We start from the raw sequence: 24,023 nt of genomic DNA, 5'->3' as shown, positions 1-24,023 counted from the left end.
CGGCTACACTGCGTCCCGTTTTGGAGAGAGGAACCCCACCCATGATCGGACGCATCGCCGGGACGCTGATCGAAAAGAACCCGCCGCACCTGCTGGTCGATTGCCACGGCGTCGGCTACGAGATCGACGTGCCGATGAGCACGTTCTACAACCTGCCTGCCACCGGCGCGCCAATCGTGCTGCTCATCCAGCAGGTCGTGCGCGAGGATGCGCACCTGCTCTACGGCTTCGGCACCGCGGCGGAACGCGAGACCTTCCGTCAGCTCATCAAGATTTCGGGCATCGGCGCGCGGATTGCGCTGGCGGTGCTGTCGGGCATGTCGGTGGCCGAGCTCGCACAGGCCGTCACCCTGCAGGAAGCCGGGCGGCTCACACGCATCCCGGGTATCGGCAAAAAGACGGCTGAACGCCTGCTGCTGGAGCTCAAGGGCAAGCTTGGTGCGGACCTGGGTGCAGTGCCCGGCGGCCCGGCCGTGTCGGACGACGCGGTGGACGTGCTCAACGCCCTGCTGGCACTGGGGTATTCCGACAAGGAAGCGGCGCTCGCCATCAAGCAGGTGCCGGCCGGCACGGGCGTGTCGGAGGGCATCAAGCTGGCGCTCAAGGCGCTCTCCAAGGGCTGACGCCGGCGTGGCGTGCAGACGGTAGAATGACCGCCAATCCGTCTGCCCGTCATGATCGAAACCGACAAGCTCGCCGCCAAGGCTGTCTCTGCTGAACGCCTGATTTCAGCCTCCCCCGCCTCCCCCAACGAGGAGGCCTTCGAGCGCGCGCTGCGCCCCAAGCTGCTCGACGAATACGTCGGCCAGGAAAAGGTGCGTGGCCAGCTCGACATCTTCATGACGGCGGCCAAGAACCGCAGCGAAGCGCTGGACCACGTGCTGCTGTTCGGCCCGCCGGGCCTGGGCAAGACGACGCTGGCGCACATCATCGCGCGCGAGATGGGCGTCAACCTGCGCCAGACCTCCGGCCCCGTGCTGGAGCGCCCGGGTGATCTGGCCGCGCTGCTCACCAACCTCGAAGCCAACGACGTCCTCTTCATCGACGAGATCCACCGGCTCTCGCCCGTGGTGGAGGAAATCCTGTACCCGGCGCTGGAGGACTACCAGATCGACATCATGATCGGCGAGGGCCCGGCGGCACGCTCGGTCAAGCTCGATCTGCAGCCGTTCACGCTGGTGGGCGCCACCACGCGCGCCGGCATGCTGACCAACCCGCTGCGTGATCGCTTCGGCATCGTGGCGCGGCTGGAGTTCTATACGCCCGCCGAGCTGGCAAAGATCGTCAAGCGTTCGGCGGGCCTGCTGAATGCGCACATCGTCGACGAAGGCGCACTGGAAATCGCCAAGCGCTCGCGCGGCACGCCCCGTATCGCCAACCGCCTGCTGCGCCGCGTGCGCGACTATGCGGAGGTCAAGGCCGACGGCGTGATCACCCGTGAAGTGGCTGACGCCGCACTGGCGATGCTTGATGTGGATGGCGTCGGCTTCGACCTGATGGACCGCAAGCTGCTCGAAGCGATCCTGCACAAGTTCAACGGCGGGCCGGTCGGCATCGATAACCTGGCCGCTGCCATCGGCGAAGAGCGCGACACGATTGAAGACGTGCTCGAGCCGTACCTGATCCAGCAGGGCTACCTGCAGCGCACGCCGCGCGGGCGTGTGGCTACCGCCTCGGCGTACCAGCACTTTGGCCTGGGTGCCCCCAAGGGCGACCTCTGGGACGGCAACAACTAACGCTCTGCCTGACGCCTGCCATGACTACCCCGAGTCCTCAGCGCAACTTCCGCTACTACGACTTCGTCATGGCCGCCTTCGTCACGGTGCTGCTGTGCTCGAACCTGATCGGCGCGGCCAAGGCGGCGCAGGTGACATTGCCGATCATCGGGCCCGTCACGTTTGGCGCGGGCGTGTTGTTCTTCCCGATCTCGTACATCTTCGGCGACATCCTCACCGAGGTGTATGGCTACGGGCGCGACCGCCGCGTGGTGTGGACCGGCTTTGCCGCGCTGATCTTCGCTTCGTTCATGGCGCTGGTGGTACTGGCGTTGCCGGTGGCGCCGTTCATGGCCGACTACCAGAAGAGCCTGAACGATGTGTTCGGCAACACGCCACGCATCGTCGCCGGGTCACTCATTGCGTTCTGGTGCGGCAGCTTCACCAACAGCTACACGCTGGCGAAGATGAAGATCTGGAGCAATGGGAAATGGCTGTGGACGCGCATCGTGGGCTCCACGATGGCAGGTGAGGCCGTCGACTCATCACTGTTCTACGTGATCGCCTTCTACGGCATCTGGCCGCACGAACAGGTGCTGCGCGTGGCCATTGCGCAGTACATCCTCAAGACGGGCTGGGAAATCGTGGCCATGCCGCTCACCTACCGCATCGTCGCGTTTCTCAAGCGCGCCGAGAACGAGGACTACTACGATCGCGACACCAACTTCACGCCGTTCCGGCTGAAGGTCTAGGGCACGCGGCGGTCGACCTCGTCGAGCACCAGCAAGTCCAGGTGCGCGACATCCCCCCACTGCAGCACGGTCAGTTGATGACCATCGGAAGAGAGCCGGTTGATGCTGGCGTTGCGCAGCTCGTGCTGGCGCGGCTCGGTGAGTGTCATCGCATTGGCGTGGCGATACAGGCAATCCAGCACGCCGCCGTGGCTGACCAGCGCGATGCGCTCGCCGGGGTGACGACGGATCAGGCGCAGCGCAGTCTCCACGGCACGCTCGTGGAATCCCGTCAGCGTCTCGCCGCCCGGAGGGGCAAAGTCCGGCACGCGTTCCTGCCAGGCCGCAAACTCGGCGGGATGTTTTTCGGCGACCTCGGCGTAAGTCAGGCCCTCGAACTCGCCATAGCAGCGCTCACGCAGGCCGGCGTCATCGCGCACGGTCACGCCGACTTCGTCCGCCAGCGCCTGCGCCGTTTGCTTGGCACGCGACAGATCGCTCGCATACACGGCATCGAACCGCTCGCGGGCAAGCGCGCGGCCCAGCTGCGTGGCCTGCTCCAGCCCCTGCATATTCAGCGGCACGTCGAGCTGGCCTTGCAGACGGCGTTCACGGTTCCAGTCGGTCTCGCCGTGGCGGACCAGCACGATGTGGGTGATCTGCGGCAACGGCAGGGGGATGGCGGCGGCACGTGGCATCACGGGTTCCTGAGCGAGTCAGACAGATTTGGCCGGTTCCGGTGCGGCAGCACGCACAACCTGCGGCGCAATCTGCAACCAGAACGTGACCGGGCCATCGTTGACGAGCGACACCTTCATATCCGCGCCGAACTCGCCTGTGGCGACGATGGGATGCTGCGTACGGGCCCGCGTCACAAAGTGCTCGTACAAGCGGCGACCATCTTCGGGCGCAGCCGCCGGCGTAAAGCTCGGACGCGTACCGGACTTGGTATCCGCCGCCAGCGTGAACTGCGACACGATTAGCAAGCCGCCCGCCTGACCGTTGCCGTCGATGTTGCGCACCGGCAGGTTCATCTTGCCCTGTGCATCCGAGAAGACACGGTAGTTCAGCAGCTTTTCCAGCAGGCGGTCGGCCTCGGCGGCGGTATCACCGCGTTCGGCGCACACGAGTGCGAGCAGGCCGGAGCCAATCTCGCCGGTGACGCGGCCGTCCACCCGCACGGCTGCCTCCGACACACGCTGGATCAGTCCGATCACGACAGCACCACGCGCGCGAAGCGACGCTTGCCGACCTGCACGACAAACGTGCCGGCTTCAATCTTCAAACCCTTGTCGCTGATGACAGTGCCATCGATCTTCACACCGCCCTGCTCGATGTTGCGGTTGGCTTCAGAGGAGGACGGGCACAGACCGGCCTGCTTGAGCAGTTGCGCGATGCCCAGCGGTGCGCCCGACAGTTCGATCTGCGGAATGTCGTCCGGCACACCGCCGCGTGCGCGGTGGTTGAAGTCTTCCAGCGCGCGCTCGGCATCGGCTTGGCTGTGGAAGCGCGCGACGATCTCCTGCGCGAGCAGCACCTTGCAATCGCGCGGATTACGGCCCAACGCGATCTCCTGCTTCATCAGGTCGATCTCGGACAGCGGGCGGAACGACAGCAGCGTGAAGTACGTCCACATCAGGTCGTCGGAGATGCTCATCAGCTTGCCGAACATGTCGCTCGGCGCCTCGCTGATGCCGACATAGTTGCCCTTGGACTTGGACATCTTCTCCACGCCGTCCAGGCCCACCAGCAGCGGCATCGTCAAGATGCACTGCGGCTCCTGGCCGTACTCCTTCTGCAGCTCGCGGCCGACCAGCAGGTTGAATTTCTGATCCGTGCCGCCCAGTTCCAGATCGGACTTGAGCGCGACCGAGTCGTAGCCCTGCATCAGCGGGTAGAGGAATTCGTGCACCGAGATCGGCACGCCGGCCTTGAAGCGCTTGGTGAAGTCATCGCGCTCCATCATGCGTGCGACGGTGTAGCGCGAGGCCAGCTGGATCATGCCGCGCGCGCCCAGCGGGTCGCTCCATTCGCTGTTGTAGCGAATCTCGGTCTTGCTCGGGTCCAGCACCATGCTGGCCTGACGGTAATAGGTCTGCGCGTTGGCTTCGATCTGCTCGCGCGTGAGCGGCGGGCGCGTGGCGTTGCGGCCGGACGGGTCACCAATCGTCGACGTGAAATCGCCAATCAGAAAGATCACCTGGTGGCCGAGGTCCTGCAGCTGGCGCATCTTGTTGAGCACCACGGTATGGCCGATGTGGATGTCGGGCGCGGTCGGGTCCAGGCCCAGCTTGATGCGCAGCGGCACGCCAGTGGCGGCGCTCTTGGCCAGCTTCTGCTCCCATTCGGCAGCGACCAGCAGTTCGTCGCAGCCGCGCAGCGACACTTCCATCGCGTGCGCCACCTCCGGCGTGATCGGATACTTCGGCGTGGCCGTTGCGGCGTTGTCGGAAGCGGGGGCAGTAGAAGCGTCGGAAACGGTCATGGCAGAAAGAAAGGTCACCGCGCCGACAACGAAGACGACAGCGCGGACGAGAAACAACAATCGGGAAACCAGTGCGTGCGCGATGGCCGACATCCGTGCAAGACGTTCCGGCCGCGCAATCCCGCGATTTTACCGTGATGCGCCTTCCTGCCCAACGGGCGCCATTCGGCCACCCTCCTGCGGCCCCCGCGCTGCACCCTCGCTGGTATGCTCACGCGCATGACGACCGCCCCCCATTCTCACAGCGAGCTCTACATCGGCCTGATGTCCGGCACCAGCCTGGATGGCGTCGATGGTGTACTGGTTGATTTCTCCGGCGCCCATCCAGTACTGGTGGCCGATGCTTACGCGCCCTTTCCGCCGGAACTGCGCCACGCCTTTCTCAACCTGCAGCACGCCGGCCACGATGAGATTCATCGCGAAGCCCTGGCCGCCAACGCGCTCGCCAGCCTGTATGCCAAATGCGTCGAGCAACTGCTGAAGAAAAGCGGCTGCATCCGCCGCGAAATCCGTGCCATCGGCGCGCACGGCCAGACCATTCGCCACCAGCCGGGCGCGCACGACGGTGTGGGCTACACGCGCCAAACGCAGCACGCGGCAGTGCTGGCCGAGCACACAGGCATCGACGTCATCGCCGATTTCCGCAGCCGTGACGTCGCCGCCGGCGGTCAGGGTGCACCGCTGGTGCCCGCTGTGCATCGCGCACTGTTTGGCCTGCAAGATGCCTGGCGCGTCGTCTGCAACATTGGCGGCATCGCCAACCTGACGGTGCTGCCGCCGCAGGCATCAGACGCGCGCGACACCGTACTTGGCTTCGATTGCGGCCCCGGCAACGCCCTGCTTGATCACTGGGTCCACACGCACCACGGGCACACCTTCGATCGTGACGGCGCCTGGGCGCGCACCGGCCATGTCGATGAAGCCCTGCTCGCCCGACTGCGCGCCGAGCCTTTCTTCGACTTGCCGCCGCCCAAGAGCACCGGTCGCGATCTGTTCAACCCCACTTGGCTGAAACACCGCGCCGGCGACGCGCTGAGCCTCCTACCCCCGCAGGTCGTGCAAGCGACCCTGCTGGCGCTGACCACCGACACCATCGCCGATGCAGTTCGCCGCTATGCGCCCCAGGCAACCTCCCTCGTGGTCTGCGGCGGCGGCGCGCGCAACGGCGCCTTGATGGAGCGGCTTGGCGCGCAGTTGCCCGGCGTCGACATTGCACCTAGCGACCAATTCGGCGTACCCGCCAATCAGGTGGAAGCACTCGCCTTCGCCTGGCTGGCCCGCCAGTGCGTGCGCCGCGAGCCCGGTAACCTGCACCATGCGACCGGCGCCTCAGGGCCGCGCGTGCTTGGCACGATCTACCCCGCCTGAAGCCACGCAAATCCAGCAGGCAACAAAAAAGCGCACCGAGGTGCGCTTTTTCTTTACAGCGATGCCGCGTCAGACCGAGAACGACGAGCCGCAACCGCAAGTGGTCGAAGCATTCGGGTTCTTGATGACGAATTGCGCGCCGTTGATGTCTTCCTTGTAATCGATCTCGGCGCCCACCAGGTACTGGTAGCTCATCGAGTCGATCAACAGCGTCACGCCATTCTTGACCATGGCGGTATCGTCTTCGTTGGTGTCTTCGTCAAAGGTGAAGCCATACTGGAAGCCCGAGCACCCGCCGCCTTGCACGAATACGCGCAGCTTCAACTCCGGATTGCCTTCTTCTTCGATCAGTTGCTTGACCTTGTCCGCAGCGCTGTCGGTAAAGACCAGCGGAGCCGGAACCTCATTCACATCGGGCGTGGCTGCCTGCGCGACTGCGTTCATGAAAATCTCCTGTGGGATACGTCTCAAACTTGCCTGTATTTTAAGCGCAAGCTGCAAATCGTGCCGAAGCCCCGGGTTTCAAGAGGATATTGTGCGGTGCGCCAGCAACGGCGGGACAACCAACACCACACCAAGTGATCAGTCCTGATTGGACGCGAGCTTGAGATTGGGCAGGAGCTTCACATCGCCGGGCGCCGAGTGCGCCAGCGTGCCCATGACGACGGCGCCCTGATGCATTTCCAGCGCCGCGTATTGCACGTTGCCCTCGATGCGCGCCTTGGGCTGCAGCTCCAGCAGTTCTGCCACATGCACCGGACCAACCACCGTACCGTTCAGGATCAGGTGACCGACGTGCACCTCACCCTCGATGCGCGCAGTGTCTGTAATGACCAGCATGCTGGGCTTGTCCGGATCACCGTAGACGTTGCCCTTGATCTGACCATCGATCCGCAGGCCGCCTGAAAAGCGCAGATCCCCCTCCAGCTTGGTGTGGGCGCCCAGCAGCGTTTCGATTGCCAGCCCCTTCTTCTTGCCAAACAGCATCGTCGACTCCTCTTTGTACGGATCCGACAGGCCCCCGCCCGTCAGATGGAAAAACTCTGGCTCGCCTTGATCTTGCCGTTCTGCAACACCTTCACCATGACAGACTTCACCGTGGTGCCGGGCGGGACGTCCACCCAGCCTTCCAGGCGCTGGTAATGCGTGAGCTTGACGCGCGTGGCCGCTGGGGACACGGGAGCCGAGGCCGCCGTGGCGGCCGCCGCGCCGGGGAAATCGATCGTAGCAGGTTTGCCTGCCTGCACCACGTTCAGCGTGAGTGCCAGTTGTCCCTCGAACTCGGAGACCGGTGCGAACGCCTTGCCGCCGCCCTGCATCAACAGAACGCGGAAGTGCATGCGCGTCGGCTGCGCTTCGTCCGGGGCGATCCGGAAACTGCGCACGTAGATGCCGGCCGAGTTGGTGGGTGCGGGCAGCAGACTGTCGAAGAAGGCCAGATCCTCTTTCAACTGCGCGTTCTCGGCTTCCAGTGCCTTGAGCTGCTCCGCCATCTGCGTCTGCGCACCTTCGGCCATGCCGACGCGCGATTCCGCAGTGCCCGCCGCCGCAGCAAGCTTGTCCCGCTCGGCCTGCACCGTTGCCAGCTTGGCCGTCAGCTCGCGGTTCATGGCGCGCAGGTCGCTGTCATGCGGGCCAGTCAGGCGGCGACCTTCTTCGAAGGCCCATAGCGCCGCTGCGGCAGCCAAACCGATCACCACCGCAATCAGCAGTACCGTTACCGGCCACGGCAAGCGCGAGCGCACCGTGACATTCGGGGCGAGCACGGAGGCGCGACGCAACAGGCGACGCGCCTTCATGCGATCACCCCTCGACTCGCGCAGCGAATCAGAATCGGCTTAGAGCAAATTGCGGATTGCATCATACGGATCAAACGCAAACGAAACGTGAATTGTAGTCTCGGCGACATGTCGGAGCTGTTGCAAAGGGTAAGCGAGGCGTCCGACAGATCACACCGTTTGATTGGAGCGCTCAAAACAAAAAACCACACCCGAGGGTGTGGTTTTTTGCTGAAGCAGTGAGAAGCGGATTAACGCTTCGAGAACTGCTTGGCGCGGCGGGCCTTGCGCAGACCGACCTTCTTACGCTCGACTTCACGTGCATCGCGCGTCACCAGACCTGCCTTCGACAGGGTCGGCTTCAGCGTTGCATCGTAGTCGATCAGGGCGCGGGTGATGCCGTGACGCACGGCACCGGCTTGGCCGGTTTCACCGCCGCCAACCACGTTGACCTTGATGTCAAACGTAGCTGCGTGGTTGGTCAGTTCCAGCGGCTGACGCACGATCATCAGCGAGGTTTCACGAGCGAAGTACTCGTTGATGGCCTTGCCGTTGACGATGATGTCGCCCTTGCCGGACTTGATGAAGACACGTGCCACAGCGCTCTTGCGGCGGCCGGTGCCATAGTTCCAGTTACCGATCATGGATGTGGCCCCTTAGATTTCCAGCGCTTTCGGCTGTTGAGCTTCGTGCGGATGCGAGCCTTCGGCGTAAACCTTCAGCTTCTTGATCATCGCGTAGCCCAGCGGACCCTTCGGCAGCATGCCCTTCACAGCCTTTTCCAGGGCGCGGCCCGGGAAACGCTGCTGCATCTTGCCAAACGTCGTTTCGTAGATACCGCCCGGGTAACCCGAGTGGCGATAGTACTTCTTGTCGGTCGTCTTGGCGCCCGTCACGCGCAGCTTGGCTGCGTTGATGACGATGATGAAATCGCCCGTGTCGACGTGCGGAGTGAATTCAGGCTTGTGCTTGCCGCGCAGTCGGTGTGCCACTTCGCTGGCGACACGCCCGAGGACCTTGTCCGTCGCGTCAATCACGTACCAATCGCGCTTCACCTCATGGGGCTTTGCGGAAAAGGTCTTCATGATTTTTCCAAAATTTGAGTCAGTGCCCGAGTGGACCCGTATCGTGCGCAACTACTCATGAACGGATCGTCTTGTGCTGCCTGTTTTTTCCGCGGGCAATCCGGAAAAGATTTCGATTGTACCCCGCAAGCAACCCTTGACACAAGGAAAAAGGCGCGCTCCGACGGTAGGGACGAAAAAAAACCCAAGCTATTGAGCTTGGGTTTGAATCCACCAAAGGAGGAGGGTGGAGGAGACACCTGCTGATCGTTGACTTGGTGGGTTGCACCGCATCAGCCGATCCAATGGGTGCAATTATACCCATTTCTGGGGCACGCGCAAGATAATTTGCACTACGAAATTGCATTTCGTAATGCAAAATGCACAATGATACGTACGCGCATAGTTGACGTCTTTAAAAATCAATGACTTACGAGAGATTGACCGCCAAAGCGCTGTTGTCTACTAGAAACTTTCTTCCAATTTGGGCTCAATTCTGGTGCAAACGCAACGGGTTGCACCTTTTCATATGGGTGCCACTGTCAAGGGGAGATCACCCTAACCTGCCAACGCGGGTTCACCACGATGGCTACAATGTGCCTTTTCGGCGGCACTCGCCGACACGCCACAAGGATTGGACATGGAATGCACAGTGAGCTGGGCCGGCCAGGACGGCATGGCCTTTTTGGCGGAAACCGGCAGCGGCCACCTCGTCACGATGGATGGCGCGCCGGATGGCGGTGGCCACAACCTGGCGCCGCGCCCGATGGAAATGGTGCTGCTGGGCACCGGCGGCTGCACCGCCTATGACGTGGTGCTGATCCTCAAGCGCGGCCGCGTGGATGTGCAAGGTTGCAGCGTCAAGCTGCACGCGGATCGTGCCGAGACCGACCCGAAGGTCTTCACGCGCATCCACTTCACCTTCACGGTGACGGGGCGCAACCTCAAACGGGAAACCGTGGAACGCGCGGTCCAGCTTTCGCACGAGAAGTACTGCTCGGCGTCGATCATGCTGGCCAAGACAGCCGAGATCACGCACTCGCTGGAACTGGTTGAACTGGCCTGATTGATGGTCAATCCGGCTGGAAGGAAAAGCGAAGCGAACCGATAAGCCGGATTCTGTGCGCCGCATGGCCGAAACCCTGCGGCGTGACAACCATTCCTCTAGACCGGCTGTTGCCAGCCGGCTCAAGCTCCCTACCCGCAGACTCAGCGAGCCGCTTCATCGCCTGCTTACTTGGGATTGCTCCGGGTGGAGGTTACCGCGTTTCACCCTTCGCCCTGGCCGAAGCCGGGGCGAAGACTCGTCTCTGTGGCCCTATTCCGCACGTCACCGTGGATGGTCGTTAGCCATCACCCTGCTCTATGGAGTCCGGACTTTCCTCCCCTTGCGCTCGCACGAGGCGGCGCAAGCAGCGGTTGTCTGGTCCGCTTCGCGAGGCGCGAGTCTAGCATCATTCAACGCTGACAGATTTGGCCGTCGCCCGGCGGCCTGGGCGAAACACCGTCGTGTCTGCGTAAAAGCCGGCATCGTCATTGGCTTCGCACCAGCCGGGGATGCCCATGACCGGCAGCGGGCGGAAATCGCGTGGCTTCAATTCAGTGTTCAGCAGCATGTCCGCCAGTCCGGCATCGAGCGACGCCCAATCCTCCGGCAGCGTCACCACATGCACCGGCCACGCATGGGCGGTGATCGACTTGTATGGCGTGACCAGCTTTTCCAGCAGCGCGTGCCCGAAGGGCAGCACGGCGCAGGTTGCGCCCCACGCTGCCCGGCCCTGCACGAACAAACCCTGCCAGTCGAAACTGGTCAGGCTGCGCTCGGGCACATCGTCGGTATGCAGAAAGATAAGAGCGTTCTCGTCGAACAAGGTGGCGGCATCACGCACCGTACCGCGCGCCGCACCGATGCCATCCTGCGCGATGGCCCGTGCCTGACGCACGTTGAGCGCCGCTTTGGCACGTGGCCAGCGCAGCCAGATCAGCGCGTTGAAGAAGTCGTGCAGGTTATCCCGCGTCGGCACGCAGCCCGTGGCGGCGATGTGCGCCTCGTAGGCGGTGCCGGGCGGCAGCACATCTTGCGGGATGAAGCGCAGGGCGTGGCCGCCTGACGTACGGATCGTCTGCGCAGCCGGGTGCGCGCTCAGTGCCGCATTGAGCACGTTACGCAGATCAGCGCCGTGTTCGACTGCACATGCAATCGGGGCGCCAATCTGCGCGAGTGGCGCGAACGCGGGATGCGCCCAGTCAATCGCGCCCAGGCCCTCGACTGTCAACTCAGACCGACTTCCAGCGCAGCATCTCGCCGCCGCGCAACGGCACCAGCGTCTGCTCGCCGAACGGCACTTCGGCAGGGAGCTGCCATTGCGAGCGCGTGAGCGTGAGCGTACCGGCGTTGCGCGGCAGGCCGTAGAAGTCCGGGCCGTGCAGGCTGGCGAAGCCTTCAAGCTTGTCGAGCGCATTGGCGTCTTCAAACGCTTCGGCGTACAGCTCCATGGCGTGCAGGGCGGTGTAGCAGCCGGCGCAACCGCAGGCATGTTCCTTCACGCCCTTCGCGTGCGGCGCGCTATCCGTGCCGAGGAAGAAGCGCGGGTGGCCCGAGGTGGCTGCTGCCACCAGCGCGAGGCGGTGCGTCTCTCGCTTGAGCACCGGCAGGCAGTAGTAATGCGGGCGGATGCCGCCAACAAACAGCGCGTTGCGGTTGTACAGCAGGTGATGCGCGGTGATGGTCGCGCCAACCGGGCCTTCCGCGTCGCGCACGTACTCGGCAGCCTGCTTGGTGGTGATGTGCTCGAACACGACCTTCAGTTCAGGAAAGTCGCGGCGCAGCGGCAGCATCACGGTGTCGATGAAGACGGCTTCGCGGTCGAAGATGTCGACGGTGGGGTCGGTCACCTCGCCGTGCACGAGCAGCGGCATGCCGACTTCCTGCATCGCTTCGAGCGTCTTGGCGCAGCGGCGCAGATCGGTCACGCCGGCGTCGCTGTTGGTGGTGGCGCCGGCCGGGTACAGCTTCACGCCATGGATGAAGCCGCTGGCCTTGGCCTCACGAATCACCTCGGGCGAGGTGTTGTCGGTCAGGTACAGCGTCATCAGCGGCTCGAACTGCGTGCCTGCGGGCAGCGCGGCGAGGATGCGGTCACGGTAAGCACGCGCCTGCGCGGTGGTGGTTACCGGCGGCTTGAGGTTCGGCATGATGATCGCCCGGCCGAACTGGCGCGCGGTGTCACCCACCACGTCGGCGAGCGCATCGCCATCGCGCAGGTGCAGGTGCCAGTCATCGGGGCGGACGATAGTGAGAGTGTCGGTCATGATGCGTAGGAAAACGGTCAGCGGAAAACGAAAGCGAAACTCGGAGAATAAATCAGTGCAGCCGGGCCTTATGCCAGCGCCTCGGCAATCGCGCGGCCTAGGTCAACGGTGCTTGCCGTGCCGCCAATGTCGCGGGTGAGCGGCGCGTGGCCTGGGCCGGCTGCCAGCACGCGCTCGATGGCGGCCAGTACCGCCGCGCCTGCTTCGGGCTGGCCGAGGTGTTCGAGCATCATGGCTGCGCACCAGATCTGGCCGATCGGGTTGGCAATGCCTTGACCAGCAATGTCCGGCGCTGAACCATGCACCGGTTCGAACAGGCTCGGATACGTGCGGTCCGGGTTGATGTTGCCCGACGGGGCAATCGCAATCGTGCCGGTGCAGGCGGGCCCCAGGTCCGAGAGGATGTCGCCGAACAGGTTGCTGGCGACCACCACATCGAACATCTCCGGCTTCTGCACGAAGTGCGCGGTCAGGATGTCGATGTGGAACTTGTCGACGTTGACCTCGGGGTACGCCTTGGCCATGGCCTCCACGCGTTCGTCCCAGTACGGCATGGTGATGGAGATGCCGTTGGACTTGGTGGCCGACGTCAGATGCTTGGCCGGACGGCGCTGCGCCAGGTCGAAAGCGAACTTGAGGATGCGGTCGACGCCGGTGCGGCTCATGACCGTTTCCTGGATGACGATCTCGCGCTCGGTGCCGCCGTACATGCGGCCGCCGACGCTGGAGTATTCACCTTCCGTGTTCTCGCGCACCACGTAAAAGTCGATCTCACCGGGTGCACGGGGCTGGCCGTTGCGATCGACCAGCGGGCTGCGGATGCCGGGCATCAGGCGTACCGGGCGCAGGTTCACATACTGGTCAAAGCCACGCCGGAACTGCAGGAGGGAACCCCACAGCGAGATGTGATCGGGCACCGTATCGGGCCAGCCGACCGCGCCGAAGAAGATGGCGTCGTAACCGCGCAGGGTGTCGAACCAGTCATCGGGCAGCATCTTGCCGTGGCGCGCGTAGTAGTCGCAGCTGGCAAAATCGAAGTGATCGGTCTGCAACGCAAAGCCGAATTTGCGCGCCGCCGCATCCAGCACACGCAGGCCCTCTGGGACGACTTCCTTGCCGATGCCGTCTCCGGGGATCACGGCAATGCGATATGAATTCATGGGAATAAGATCCGGTTGTGGCGGCAGTCGGGATGCAACGTTTGGTGGCGAACCTGCCGGCGTGCGGCGTGAGCGCAACGGCCGGCAGGCTCAGCGGGGTGCCGCGCATGCCAAGGCGCTTGGCACCCCCGGCGGCCGGCAGGATAATGGCTATTTTATTGCATCCGACTTTTCTCCCCCACCATGTGCCAGCTGCTAGGCATGAACTGCGCCGAACCGACCGATGTGACGTTCTCGTTCACCGGGTTCGCCGCGCGCGGTGGCGTGACTGACCACCATGCCGACGGCTTCGGCGTCGCCTTCTTCGAAGACAAGGCCTGCCGCCTCTTCATCGACAACCAGTCGGCCGGCACCTCGCCGGTGGCCGAACTGGTCAAGCGCTACCCGATCAAGTCCAAGAACGTCATCTCGCACATCCGCAAGGCGACGCAGGGCACAGTGCGGCTGGAAAACTGCCACCCGTTCATGCGCGAGCTGTGGGGCCGGCACTGGATCTTTGCCCACAACGGCGATCTGAAGAACTTCTCGCCGTTCCTCTCGGGCGTCTACCAGCCCGTGGGCGACACCGACAGCGAACTCGCCTTCTGCTACATCATGCAGTCGTTGCGCAAACGGTTTCCGGGGTCGCAACCGCCCCTCAATGAGCTGTTCTATGCGCTGTCGGACATCACCAAGGAAATTTCGCGCCACGGCGTGTTCAACTTCCTGCTGTGCAACGGGCAGGCGCAGTTCGCACATTGCTCGACGCGGCTTTACTACATCGTGCGGCAGTGGCCGTTCTCGACGGCGCACCTGATCGACGCCGACATGACGATCGACTTCGCTAAATACACCACGCCTGCCGACCGCGTGGCCGTGATCGCCACCGCACCCCTCACCGACAACGAGGTCTGGACCCAGTTCGTGCCGGGCGAGTTGCTGATGTTCGAAAATGGCCAGGCCACCATGGCAACCAAGGTGCCGATTCCGGAAGCGGTGCAGATCGCCAACGCAGCCAACACGGCCTGCACCTGACACGATCGTCGCCCAACAAAAAGCCGCTCCCGAGAGAGCGGCTTTTCTTTTGTCTGGAACCCTATGCTTAGTGCGACAGGATCTTCGACAGGAACTGCTTGGCGCGATCGGAACGGGCATCGATGTTGCCGAAGAACTCTTCCTTCTCGCAGTCTTCAACGATGCGACCCTGGTCCATGAAGATCACGCGGTTGGCGACCTTGCGGGCGAAACCCATTTCGTGGGTCACGCACATCATGGTCATACCTTCCTTGGCCAGCTCCACCATCACGTCGAGCACTTCGTTGACCATTTCCGGGTCCAGCGCGGAGGTCGGCTCGTCGAACAGCATGCAGATCGGGTCCATCGACAGCGCACGGGCGATGGCCACGCGCTGCTGCTGACCGCCCGACAGCTGGCCGGGGTACTTGGCCGCATGCGCCTTCAGGCCCACGCGATCCAGGTACTTCAGGCCCTTGGCCATCGCTTCTTCCTTCGAGCGGCCCAGCACCTTCTGCTGCGCGATCGTCAGGTTTTCAGTAATCGACAGGTGCGGGAACAGTTCAAAGTTCTGGAACACCATACCGACGCGCGAACGCAGCTTCGGCAGATTCGTGCCCTTGGCACCCACCGAGGTACCGTCGACGAGGATGTCGCCCTTCTGGAACGGCTCCAGCGCGTTGACAGTCTTGATGAGCGTGGACTTGCCCGAACCCGACGGGCCGCACACCACCACCACCTCGCTCTTCTTCACGCTGGTGGTGCAGTCGGTCAGCACTTGGAACTGGCCGTACCACTTGGAAACGTTCTTGATCTCGATCATTGGGTCACCTTCTTCTGAAGTCGCTTCACCAGCACGGAGGCGCCGAAGCAGATCACGAAATAGCACAAGCCGGCAAACAGCAGCAGTTCGACGATACGGCCGTCGCGCTCACCGATGTTGTAGGCCTGCGTAAAGAAGTCCGACAGCGCGCTCACATACACCAGCGACGTATCCTGAAACAGGACGATCGCCTGGGTGAGCAGCAGCGGAATCATGTTGCGGAAGGCCTGCGGCAGGATCACCAGACGCATGGCCTGGCCGTACGTCATGCCCATCGCGTAGGCCGCGAACATCTGCCCGCGCGACACGCTCTGGATACCGGCACGGATGATCTCCGAGTAGTACGCCGCTTCGAACAGCGCGAAGGCGACCAGCGCGGACGTCATGCGCATGTCGGTGGCTGGCGACAGATTGAAGACCTTCTGCAGCACCTGCGGCACGATCAGGAAGAACCACAGCAGCACCATCACCAGTGGGATGGAACGGAAGAGGTTCACGTACGCCTGCCCAAACCATTGCAGCGGCTTGATGCCCGACAGACGCATCATCGCCAGCAGTGTGCCCCAGACGATGCCGACCAGGATGGCCGTGCCCGTGATCTCGAGCGAGAGGATCATCCCCTCGCCAAGCACGCGCATGTTGTCGACAGTAATGGACGAGAAATCGAAGTGATAAGCCATGAAAAGTCCTCGCCCCTTTACTTGCCGCCAATGAAGCCAGGCAGGCGGGAACGTGCTTCCACCCAGCGCATCAGGCCCATTACGGTCAGGTTGATCAGCATGTACATCAGCGTCACGGCGATGAACGACTCATACGGCTGCGCGGTGTAGTCCACCAGTTGGCGGCCCTGCGCGGCAAGCTCCAGCAAGCCGATGGTCGATGCCACAGCCGAGTTCTTGAAGATGTTCAGAAACTCCGAGGTGAGCGGCGGCACGATGATGCGGAACGACATCGGCAGCATCACGTAGCGATAGGTCTGCGCGAGCGTGAAGCCCATCGCCAGACCTGCGTTGCGTTGACCACGCGGCAGCGAGTTGATACCCGAGCGTACCTGTTCGCAAACACGCGCTGCGGTAAAGGTACCGAGGCACAGCGTCGCGCACAGGAACATCGCCGTGGCGGGGTTCATCTGCTTGATGTAGTCGCCGCCCGGCAGCAGTTCCGGCATGACGAAGTACCAGATGAACAGCTGCACGATCAGCGGAATGTTGCGGAACAGCTCCACGTATGCGGCAGCAATGCCCGACAACAACTTGTTCGGCACGGTACGCAGCACACCCAGCACGGAGCCGAGGGCAAGCGCGATGATCCAGGAGGTGAGACCGAGTACGACGGTGGTCTTCAGACCGGACAGCAGCCAGTCTAGATAGGTCTGATTCTGGGCGGCTTCTGTAAAGAAGACGCCCCAGTTCCAGTGGTAATTCATGATGGTTCCCTCAAAAGAAAACGGAAGGGAGAGGACCTGTTAGCCGGCCTTTGCCTTCCGTTTCGATGATGCTTGAGTCGGGCCCGTTGAGGGAGCCGATCAGTCAAGAGCCTTGTCGTTCGGGTTCTTGATCAGCGCCTTCATGTCGTCCGACAGCGGGAAGTCCAGGTTCAGGCCCTTCGGCGGAACCGGCTGCTCGAACCACTTCTTGTACAGCGTGGCGACCGTACCATCCTTCATCAGGCCAGCGATGGTCTTGTCGGCGACGGCCTTGAACGGCGCGTCGTCCTTGCGGACCATACAGCCATACGACTCACGCGATTGCGGCTTGCCAACGACCACCCAGTCAGACGGGTTGCGTGCCTTGGCGCGCTCGCCGTACAGCAGAGCGTCGTCCATCATGAAGGCGACAGCGCGGCCCGATTCCAGCGTCAGGAACGACTGACCGTGGTCCTTCGTGCTGATGATGTTCATGCCGAGCTGCTTGTCGTCGTTCATCTTGCGCAGCAGACGCTCGGAGGTCGTGCCGGCGGTGGTCACGACGTTCTTGCCCTTCAGGTCAGCCCAGTCCTTCACGCCCGAATCCTTCTTCACCATGATGCGGGTGCCGATGATGAAGATGGTGTTCGTGAACGAAGCCTGCTTCTGACGCTCGAGGTTGTTCGTGGTCGAACCGCACTCGATATCGATCGTGCCGTTCTGCAGCAGCGTGATGCGGTTCTGCGAGGTGATCGGAATTTCCTTGACCTGCAGGTCCTTCAGCTTGAGCTGGTCTTTCACGGCCTCGACGATCTTCTGGTTGATGTCGTACGAGTAGCCAACGGTGCGCACGCCGCCGATGTTGTAGCTGAACGGAATCGACGAATCGCGTACACCCAGCGTGATGGTGCCGGTGTCCTTGATCTTCTTGAGCGTACCAGTCAGCTCTTGCGCGTGGGCAGCACTGCTCAACACACCAACGGCTGCAAGCACGGTTGCCAGCTTCGCGAGGTTCATGAAAGTCTCCTTTTGACCATGAAAGAGAAAGACGGGACTGTACCAAAAAACGTTTGGCGACAGTATTGGTGTTGCCACTAAATCGTTGAATCGTACGGAGTTTTTCCTCCGGCGCGGACCTTGCCGCAACCACGCTTTCCGAGCAACCGGACACCTTACGTTGTGCTTTTCCGGAAAACTGGAAACACCGCGCAGCGCCTGCCACGGAAACGCTCTGCACAATCGGCACGCACGCACGATCGCTTGAGCGGATGACCGCCAGTTGCTAAGGAAAACAAGGGGAAATGAAGCCCGCCCGATGTGCGCTCTCTGTCGCTTACACGAACCCGACTTGAGGATGGGAAGGGCGACGATGTCATCGCCCTTCTCATGGTGCGGTGCTTTGGAGCGTTATGGCTCGCCCGATGAGCACCGGCTTTCTTCAACCGTCGCGCATAGCTGCCTGATCGGCAGCGACGCGATAGACCGGAGCAGCGCCCTGTTGGAGCACCGCGCCGGTATTGATCAGCGCGTCGCCGATCAGGGGTACAGACCGCGCTCTTGGCGGGCCTGCAGAATCCGCGTACAAGCGATGATGAATGCCGCCGTACGCAGAGTGACCTTGTTGTCCTGCGAAACTTGCCAGACACCACGGAAGGCGTCTTGCATGATCCGTACCAGGCGCTGGTTGATCTCGTCTTCGGTCCAGAAGAAGCTCGAGAAATCCTGCACCCACTCGAAATAGCTGACCGTCACGCCGCCGGCGTTGGCGATCACGTCCGGGCACACCAGGATGCCCTTGTCGCGCAGGATGTCGTCGGCCTCGGGCGTCGTGGGGCCGTTTGCACCTTCCACGACAATCTTTGCCTTGATATGGGGCGCGTTCTTGGCGGTGATCTGGCCTTCCAGCGCAGCCGGGATCAGGAATTCGCAGTCCAGCGCCCAGAAATCGTCTTGCGAGACGGTCTCTGCAGCAAAGCCGGCCACGCTGCCATTGTGGTCAACGTGCGTGATGAGTGCGTCGACATCCAGGCCGCTGCCGTTGAACACGATGCCCTTGTGATCCTGCACGGCGATGACCTTGGCGCCTGCATCATGGAACAGCTTGGCGGCCACGCTACCCACGTTGCCGAAGCCCTGCACCACCACGCGCGCACCCTTGACGTCGATGCCGAGGTTGCGTGCGGCTTCGCTGCCGACCACGAACACGCCACGGCCGGTGGCTTCACGACGGCCCAGGCTGCCGCCCAGTGCGATCGGCTTGCCGGTCACCACGCCGGTGGCGGTGGAGCCTTCGTTCATCGAGTACGTGTCCATCATCCACGCCATGATCTGCGCGTTGGTGTTCACGTCCGGTGCCGGAATGTCCTTATTCGGGCCGATGATGATGCCGATCTCGCTGGTGTAGCGGCGGGTCAGGCGTTCCAGCTCACCGGAAGACAGCTTGCGCGGGTCGACGCGGATACCGCCCTTCGCACCGCCGTACGGCACGTTCACGGCCGCGTTCTTCACCGACATCCACGCCGACAGCGCCATCACTTCCGACAGCGTCACGTCCTGGTGGAAACGCACGCCGCCCTTGCCCGGGCCACGCGACGTGTTGTGCTGCACGCGATAACCCTCGAAGTGGGCGATGCTGCCGTCATCCATCTGGATGGGCACATCGACGATCAGGGCGCGCTTGGGGCGCTTGAGGGTTTCAACCCAGCGTGCGAGCGAGCCGAGGTAGGGGGTGACCCGGTCGACCTGCTGCAGATAGATGCCCCACGGACCGAGGTTGTCGGCCGGCAGATAGGACGGGATGGCGTGCTGAAGTGTCGTCGGAGAAGCGACATTGGACATGGTTGTCTTCCTGTTTTGGACCTCGGTAAGGTCCCTCGTTTGGGAATATGCGGTCCCACAAAATGCCCGCCAGCTTAGGGACCGCCCAGAACGAAATCCAATGCCGTTTTTACATCGGGTTATGCATGCAACGCATAACCCCATGAGCCAATGCGATGGCGCATTCAGCCTGCCAGCGCGCTCCACAGCGTGTCGATCAGCTCCCGTTTGCGCTTGGATTGCGGGTGGCGGCGGTCGTGGCCGCCGTTTTGCGGGTGCTCGCGGTACAGCCGGATCTCCATTTCGATCGAGAGCGTGCCGCCGCCCTTGCCTTCGGCGCGCACGAGCCGCCCGGCAGCCACGTCGTCACGCACGGCGCTCTCCGGCAGAAAGGCCACACCGTGGCCCGCCAGCGCCATCACCTTGAGCGCCTCGGCCATATCGGTCTCGTAGCACTTGTCGAGCAGCGGTGCCACCGGCGAGTTTTCCAACAGCACATCGACCATGCGGCCCAGAAAAGCGTTGGGCGTGTAGCTGAGGTAGGGAATCGGCTTGCGCGCCGCAGGTACCAGTCGGTAGATCGGGCGGCCATTCGCATCCGGCTTGGAGAACGGCGACAACCGCTCGGTGCCGAGCACCAGCATGTCGTAGCGCGTCGGGTCGAGCTGGATCATCTGGCGCGCATGGTGATAAACCATGACGAGGTCGCATCCGCCTTCCACCAGCGTCATCACCGCATCGTGCACGTTAAGCGCGCGCAAGCGGCACTGCAGCTTGCCGACCTTCTCTTCCACCTGCGCCAGCCACCCGGGAAAGAACGTGAGCGATAGCGTATGCGGTACGGCAAAGTCGATCGTCGAGGCGCTGGCCGGGCGCTGGCCGCGCATCAACGCACGGGTTTCGCTCACCTGCGCGAGCATCGCCAGGGCCTGCTCGTAGAAGACCTCGCCCGCAGGCGTGAGGCGCGTGGGGTAACTTGATCGGTCGATCAGTTCATTGCCCAGCCACGCTTCAAGTGACTGGATGCGGCGCGAGAACGCCGGCTGCGTCACGTGCCGCAATTCTGCCGAGCGCGAAAAGCTGCGCGTCTCGGCCAGGCTGATGAAGTCTTCCAGCCATTTGAGTTCCATCGCCTTGCGCCCCCTTCCGCGCGGTGTCGGTAGCGCCGCGTTTGGGCGCCTGCTGGAAGGGCATTTTAAGCGCTGACAACCTCAGGCGGCCATTCTCTCGGCGCGCTGCTGGAGTTGCCCGACGGCTGCGCGGGCCTGTGCGCCCAACTCGGCAAGATCGACACCGGGAATGGCATCGTCCTGCGCGATGACACGCCCACCCACCAGCAACGCGCGCAACGTCGGTCGGCCCCCGCTGGACACCGGCGCAATCGCCACGTCGTGCAGGCCGAAGTAGCGCGGATCGTCCAGCCGGTAGACCGCCAAGTCGGCAGCCTGGCCCGGCACAAGGGTGCCGATGCCATCCAGGCCGAGCACGGCGGCGCCGCCGGCGGTTCCCCACCGCACCACGTCTTCGATACGCGCGGCATCCGCACCGCCTTCCGCGCTGCCGCCCTCCGATTGCGCGCGCGCCAGCTCGCCGCGCCGTGCGCGCTGCATCAGCCACGCGGCGTGGGTTTCGGAAATCATGTCGGCGGCCTCGTTGGAGGCGGCGCCATCCACTCCGATCGACACCGGCACGCCAGCCGCCTCCAGCCCGGGGATATCGGCAATGCCGCTGCCAAGCCGGCCGTTGCTTTGGGGGCAATGCGCGATACCCGTGCGGGTTTCACCGAGCATGCGGATCTCCGCGGGGCTGAGTTTGACCAGATGCGCGAACCAGACATCAGGGCCGCTCCATTCGTATTCCGCACAGAAGGCAACAGGCGTGGCGCCATGCGCGGTTGCCGCCGCGTTCTGGTACTCGACGGTTTCCGAAAGATGGCTGTGCAAGCGAATCCCCAGGCGGCGCGCGGTGCGTGCGCAGGTGCGCAATTCCTCGGGTGCCATCGAATACAGCGGCGTGGTGGGCGCCATCGCCACGCGGCGCATGGCATCCGGACCAGGCTGGTGGTAGCGCGCGGTCAGTCGCTCGCAGTCGGCCAGGAAGGCGTCGAGCGTTTCGGGGCGCAAGGCCTGCGGCAAGTCGCTCTCCAGCCCCCGCGTGCGCGTGGCGCCCCCACGGCACAGCACGAAGCGCAGGCCCAGCGCTTCGGCCTCTTCAAAGAGGATCGCCGAACTGTCGAACGGCATGCTGGGGTAGTAGAGGTAATTGTGATCCGCCACCGTGCCGCAGCCACTGCGCACGAGTTCGATCAGGCCGATGCGGGCAGCCAGGCGGAAGGTGTGCTCATCGAACGCCGCACGAAACCGATAGGGCGTCGCACCCAGCCACGGCGTGAGCGTCAGATTCAAGCCAAGTGGCTCGCCCTTGAGCAGCGACTGGAACAGGTGGTGATGCGTGTTGATCCACGCCGGATACACCACGCAGTCGGTCGCGTCCAGGACACGCTCACCAGGGCGTGGTGGCAGATGGCCAATGGCTTCGATCTTGCCGCCGGCCACGCGGATATCCGGCCCGGCGATGCGCTCGGCATGCCCTGCCCGCGCATCCTGCCCGGTGAGGATGGCCGCCGCGTTGCGAATGAGGAGCGAGGGTTCGATGGGCTGTGTCATGCAAGCTCGCTTTCATGCCAGTGGGACAACGTCAGCCGCGACAGCGCGACCATGACGGCGAACAGCGCAATGCCCGTCAGCGTAATCAGGAACAGCGCCGCAAACAGACGTGGAATGTTCAGCGAAAAACCGGCTTGCAGGATCTGGTAGGCCAGCCCCGCGCCCGTGCCGCCCGTGCCCGCCACGAATTCCGCGACCACTGCACCGATCAGCGCCAGCCCGCATGAAATGCGCAGGCCGCCGAAGAAATACGGCAAAGCACTCGGAATGCGCAGGCGCACCAGCGTATCCCACCGGCTTGCGCGGTTGATGCGAAACAGGTTGGCCAGCCCCGGGTTGACGCTGCGCAGCCCCAGCACGGTGTTCGAGATGATGGGGAACACCGCGACCAGCGTCGCGCAGATGACGAGCGCCAGCGTCGGCTGCTTGACCCAGATGATGATCAGCGGCGCGATGGCAACGACGGGCGTGACCTGCAACAGAATCGCATACGGAAACAGGCTGGCTTCGATCAACCGGCTCTGCACGAACAGGAAGGCCGCCACGGTGCCACACACCACGGCCAGCGCAAACGCCAGCAGCGTGATCTGCAGCGTCACCCATAACGAACCGGCCAAGAGCGACCAGTCTTCAACGAGGGTCTTGCCGATGGCCGACGGCGACGGCACGAGATACGGCGGCACTTCAAGCGCCACGCACACGGCCTGCCACACAAGCAGCAGCACAACGCCCACCGCAAGCGGTGCGGCCACCCGCTGCACGGCGGGGCGGGACAACAACGGAGGATGCATGATGAACTCCCAGATCAGTCGATGACAGGCACGCCGGTGTTGGCTTGCGCTAGCAAGGCCGACAACTGCGCACAGGTCTGCATGAACACCGGCGATACGCGAAACGCTTCGTCGCGCACGGCCGGCCCTTCGATGGGCACATCGGCGATCACGCGGCCGGGGCGCGCCGCCATCACGATCACGCGGCTCGACAGGTAGACCGCCTCGTAGATGCTGTGCGTGACAAACACCACCGTCAGGCCGCGCTCGGCCCACAGCGCGCGCAAATCGGCATCGAGCTTGTTGCGTGTGAACTCGTCCAGCGCGCCGAAAGGCTCGTCCATCAGCAACAGATCAGGATCCGTTGCAAGCGCGCGGGCGATCGACACACGCATCTGCATGCCGCCGGACAGTTCGCGCGGATACACCTGGCCGAACTGGCCCAGCCCCACCAGTGCCAGCGCGCGCCGCACGCGCTCGTCGGCTTCGGCGCGTGGCATGCGCGCAAGGTCGAGCGGCAAGCGGGTGTTATCGGCAACCTTGGCCCACGGCATCAGCGTGGCCTCCTGAAACACCATCGCCAGCGTGCGGCCCGGCGCGCCGATACCGGCTGCGAGCGTCGGCCCGCCCCACCAGCGCACATGGCCGGCCGATGGTTGCTCCAACCCTGCGAACAGCTTGAGCAACGTGCTCTTGCCGCAACCGGAAGGCCCCAGCAACGAGACGAACTCGCCCGGCTGGATGGCGAGCTTTACCCGCTCAAGCGCCACGGTGCCGTTCGGATACGTCTTCTCGACCTGGTTGGCGAACAGCACCGGCGCATGGTTCGTGCGCTCGCCGTCCAGCGGGGGCTGCCCATGGCCATGCGATGCCGGCGTTGTGCGGCTGCTACGAAACACGAGCGACATGGCGATCTCCTTGGCCTGACATCGGTTG

General features: G+C 63.5%; 26 protein-coding genes and 1 other RNA gene. 6 read left to right on the top strand and 21 right to left on the bottom strand.

Features of this window, described 5'->3' with window-relative positions:
* The first annotated feature begins 41 nt into the window (after nucleotides 1-41).
* Genes ruvA through C404_RS50855 form a run of 3 tightly spaced genes read left to right on the top strand, consistent with a single transcriptional unit; the run spans nucleotide 42 to nucleotide 2,467 of the window.
* Complete coding sequence (gene ruvA / locus C404_RS50865) at nucleotides 42-623, top strand: Holliday junction branch migration protein RuvA (RefSeq protein WP_021196526.1); 582 nt, start codon at nucleotides 42-44, stop codon at nucleotides 621-623.
* A 51-nt stretch (nucleotides 624-674) separates the two neighbouring features.
* On the top strand, nucleotides 675-1,736 hold the full coding sequence (ruvB, locus tag C404_RS50860) for a Holliday junction branch migration DNA helicase RuvB (protein WP_021196525.1): 1,062 nt from the start codon (nucleotides 675-677) through the stop codon (nucleotides 1,734-1,736).
* 20 nt (nucleotides 1,737-1,756) lie between these two features.
* A complete protein-coding gene (locus C404_RS50855) occupies nucleotides 1,757-2,467 on the top strand; it encodes a queuosine precursor transporter (RefSeq protein WP_021196524.1) in 711 nt (236 codons plus the stop codon).
* Here the strand turns inward: C404_RS50855 and C404_RS50850 are convergent.
* From C404_RS50850 to tyrS, 3 genes are read right to left on the bottom strand one after another with little or no spacing between them, the layout of a single operon-like run.
* A complete protein-coding gene (locus C404_RS50850; RefSeq protein ID WP_021196523.1) occupies nucleotides 2,464-3,144 on the bottom strand; it encodes a histidine phosphatase family protein in 681 nt (226 codons plus the stop codon). The genes C404_RS50855 and C404_RS50850 overlap by 4 nt on opposite strands.
* Nucleotides 3,145-3,162: 18 nt before the next feature.
* Nucleotides 3,163-3,663 (bottom strand): D-aminoacyl-tRNA deacylase, encoded by a 501-nt coding sequence (gene dtd, locus C404_RS50845; RefSeq protein WP_021196522.1) that lies wholly within the window; start codon nucleotides 3,661-3,663, stop codon nucleotides 3,163-3,165.
* Nucleotides 3,660-4,931, bottom strand: a complete 1,272-nt coding sequence (gene tyrS / locus C404_RS50840; RefSeq protein WP_031329855.1) for a tyrosine--tRNA ligase — start codon at nucleotides 4,929-4,931, stop codon at nucleotides 3,660-3,662. Before tyrS ends, dtd begins: the two co-directional genes overlap by 4 nt.
* A gap of 207 nt (nucleotides 4,932-5,138) precedes the next feature.
* Between tyrS and C404_RS50835 the strand changes: the two genes are divergently transcribed.
* Complete coding sequence (locus C404_RS50835; RefSeq protein WP_021196520.1) at nucleotides 5,139-6,299, top strand: anhydro-N-acetylmuramic acid kinase; 1,161 nt, start codon at nucleotides 5,139-5,141, stop codon at nucleotides 6,297-6,299.
* Between the two features lie 69 nt (nucleotides 6,300-6,368).
* Here C404_RS50835 and erpA read toward each other — a convergent pair whose 3' ends face one another.
* From erpA to rplM, 5 genes are all read right to left on the bottom strand, one after another.
* Nucleotides 6,369-6,743 carry an iron-sulfur cluster insertion protein ErpA gene (erpA, locus tag C404_RS50830; RefSeq protein WP_021196519.1) on the bottom strand — a complete coding sequence of 125 codons (375 nt, stop codon included), beginning with the start codon at nucleotides 6,741-6,743 and terminating at the stop codon, nucleotides 6,369-6,371.
* A 138-nt stretch (nucleotides 6,744-6,881) separates the two neighbouring features.
* Nucleotides 6,882-7,286 (bottom strand): bactofilin family protein, encoded by a 405-nt coding sequence (locus tag C404_RS50825; protein WP_021196518.1) that lies wholly within the window; start codon nucleotides 7,284-7,286, stop codon nucleotides 6,882-6,884.
* Between the two features lie 41 nt (nucleotides 7,287-7,327).
* Entirely contained in the window at nucleotides 7,328-8,098 is a 771-nt protein-coding gene (locus C404_RS50820; protein WP_021196517.1) for a DUF6776 family protein, read from the bottom strand.
* Between the two features lie 230 nt (nucleotides 8,099-8,328).
* Nucleotides 8,329-8,721 (bottom strand): 30S ribosomal protein S9, encoded by a 393-nt coding sequence (rpsI, locus tag C404_RS50815; RefSeq protein ID WP_021196516.1) that lies wholly within the window; start codon nucleotides 8,719-8,721, stop codon nucleotides 8,329-8,331.
* A gap of 12 nt (nucleotides 8,722-8,733) precedes the next feature.
* Complete coding sequence (rplM, locus tag C404_RS50810; protein WP_009239122.1) at nucleotides 8,734-9,162, bottom strand: 50S ribosomal protein L13; 429 nt, start codon at nucleotides 9,160-9,162, stop codon at nucleotides 8,734-8,736.
* A 619-nt stretch (nucleotides 9,163-9,781) separates the two neighbouring features.
* Here rplM and C404_RS50805 point away from each other — a divergent pair.
* Nucleotides 9,782-10,207: an OsmC family protein gene (locus C404_RS50805; RefSeq protein ID WP_021196515.1), complete on the top strand. Its 426-nt coding sequence runs from the start codon at nucleotides 9,782-9,784 to the stop codon at nucleotides 10,205-10,207.
* Between the two features lie 26 nt (nucleotides 10,208-10,233).
* Here the strand turns inward: C404_RS50805 and rnpB are convergent.
* From rnpB to C404_RS50790, 4 genes are all read right to left on the bottom strand, one after another.
* Nucleotides 10,234-10,576: RNase P RNA component class A (gene rnpB / locus C404_RS58920), an RNA gene on the bottom strand.
* A 19-nt stretch (nucleotides 10,577-10,595) separates the two neighbouring features.
* Nucleotides 10,596-11,417 (bottom strand): DUF3025 domain-containing protein, encoded by an 822-nt coding sequence (locus C404_RS50800; RefSeq protein ID WP_021196514.1) that lies wholly within the window; start codon nucleotides 11,415-11,417, stop codon nucleotides 10,596-10,598.
* Nucleotide 11,418: 1 nt separating this feature from the next.
* On the bottom strand, nucleotides 11,419-12,453 hold the full coding sequence (gene pyrC / locus C404_RS50795) for a dihydroorotase (RefSeq protein ID WP_021196513.1): 1,035 nt from the start codon (nucleotides 12,451-12,453) through the stop codon (nucleotides 11,419-11,421).
* A gap of 68 nt (nucleotides 12,454-12,521) precedes the next feature.
* Nucleotides 12,522-13,613, bottom strand: a complete 1,092-nt coding sequence (locus tag C404_RS50790; RefSeq protein ID WP_021196512.1) for a tartrate dehydrogenase — start codon at nucleotides 13,611-13,613, stop codon at nucleotides 12,522-12,524.
* A gap of 183 nt (nucleotides 13,614-13,796) precedes the next feature.
* On the opposite strand from C404_RS50790, the gene C404_RS50785 reads away from it, so the two are divergent.
* On the top strand, nucleotides 13,797-14,627 hold the full coding sequence (locus C404_RS50785; protein WP_021196511.1) for a class II glutamine amidotransferase: 831 nt from the start codon (nucleotides 13,797-13,799) through the stop codon (nucleotides 14,625-14,627).
* Nucleotides 14,628-14,694: 67 nt separating this feature from the next.
* Here C404_RS50785 and C404_RS50780 read toward each other — a convergent pair whose 3' ends face one another.
* The 9 genes from C404_RS50780 to C404_RS50740 form a co-directional block, all read right to left on the bottom strand.
* Nucleotides 14,695-15,429, bottom strand: coding sequence for an amino acid ABC transporter ATP-binding protein (locus C404_RS50780; RefSeq protein ID WP_021196510.1), 735 nt, complete (start codon nucleotides 15,427-15,429; stop codon nucleotides 14,695-14,697).
* Nucleotides 15,426-16,109, bottom strand: a complete 684-nt coding sequence (gene gltK, locus C404_RS50775) for a glutamate/aspartate ABC transporter permease GltK (RefSeq protein ID WP_021196509.1) — start codon at nucleotides 16,107-16,109, stop codon at nucleotides 15,426-15,428. The genes C404_RS50780 and gltK overlap by 4 nt, the downstream gene beginning before the upstream one ends.
* A gap of 17 nt (nucleotides 16,110-16,126) precedes the next feature.
* On the bottom strand, nucleotides 16,127-16,855 hold the full coding sequence (locus C404_RS50770; RefSeq protein ID WP_021196508.1) for an amino acid ABC transporter permease: 729 nt from the start codon (nucleotides 16,853-16,855) through the stop codon (nucleotides 16,127-16,129).
* 99 nt (nucleotides 16,856-16,954) lie between these two features.
* A complete protein-coding gene (locus tag C404_RS50765; RefSeq protein WP_021196507.1) occupies nucleotides 16,955-17,851 on the bottom strand; it encodes a glutamate/aspartate ABC transporter substrate-binding protein in 897 nt (298 codons plus the stop codon).
* Between the two features lie 519 nt (nucleotides 17,852-18,370).
* A complete protein-coding gene (locus C404_RS50760) occupies nucleotides 18,371-19,672 on the bottom strand; it encodes a Glu/Leu/Phe/Val family dehydrogenase (RefSeq protein WP_021196506.1) in 1,302 nt (433 codons plus the stop codon).
* A 164-nt stretch (nucleotides 19,673-19,836) separates the two neighbouring features.
* A complete protein-coding gene (locus tag C404_RS50755) occupies nucleotides 19,837-20,781 on the bottom strand; it encodes a LysR substrate-binding domain-containing protein (RefSeq protein ID WP_021196505.1) in 945 nt (314 codons plus the stop codon).
* Between the two features lie 81 nt (nucleotides 20,782-20,862).
* Nucleotides 20,863-22,317 (bottom strand): amidohydrolase family protein, encoded by a 1,455-nt coding sequence (locus C404_RS50750; protein WP_021196504.1) that lies wholly within the window; start codon nucleotides 22,315-22,317, stop codon nucleotides 20,863-20,865.
* Nucleotides 22,314-23,108 carry an ABC transporter permease gene (locus C404_RS50745; protein WP_031329854.1) on the bottom strand — a complete coding sequence of 265 codons (795 nt, stop codon included), beginning with the start codon at nucleotides 23,106-23,108 and terminating at the stop codon, nucleotides 22,314-22,316. Before C404_RS50745 ends, C404_RS50750 begins: the two co-directional genes overlap by 4 nt.
* Nucleotides 23,109-23,122: 14 nt before the next feature.
* Entirely contained in the window at nucleotides 23,123-23,995 is an 873-nt protein-coding gene (locus C404_RS50740; RefSeq protein WP_021196502.1) for an ABC transporter ATP-binding protein, read from the bottom strand.
* Nucleotides 23,996-24,023: the final 28 nt, after the last annotated feature.

The organism is Ralstonia sp. AU12-08 (assembly GCF_000442475.1).
Lineage (GTDB): Bacteria > Pseudomonadota > Gammaproteobacteria > Burkholderiales > Burkholderiaceae > Ralstonia > Ralstonia insidiosa.
The sequence above is the reverse complement of the archived record's forward strand: the minus strand, read 5'-3'. Positions and strand labels throughout refer to the sequence as shown.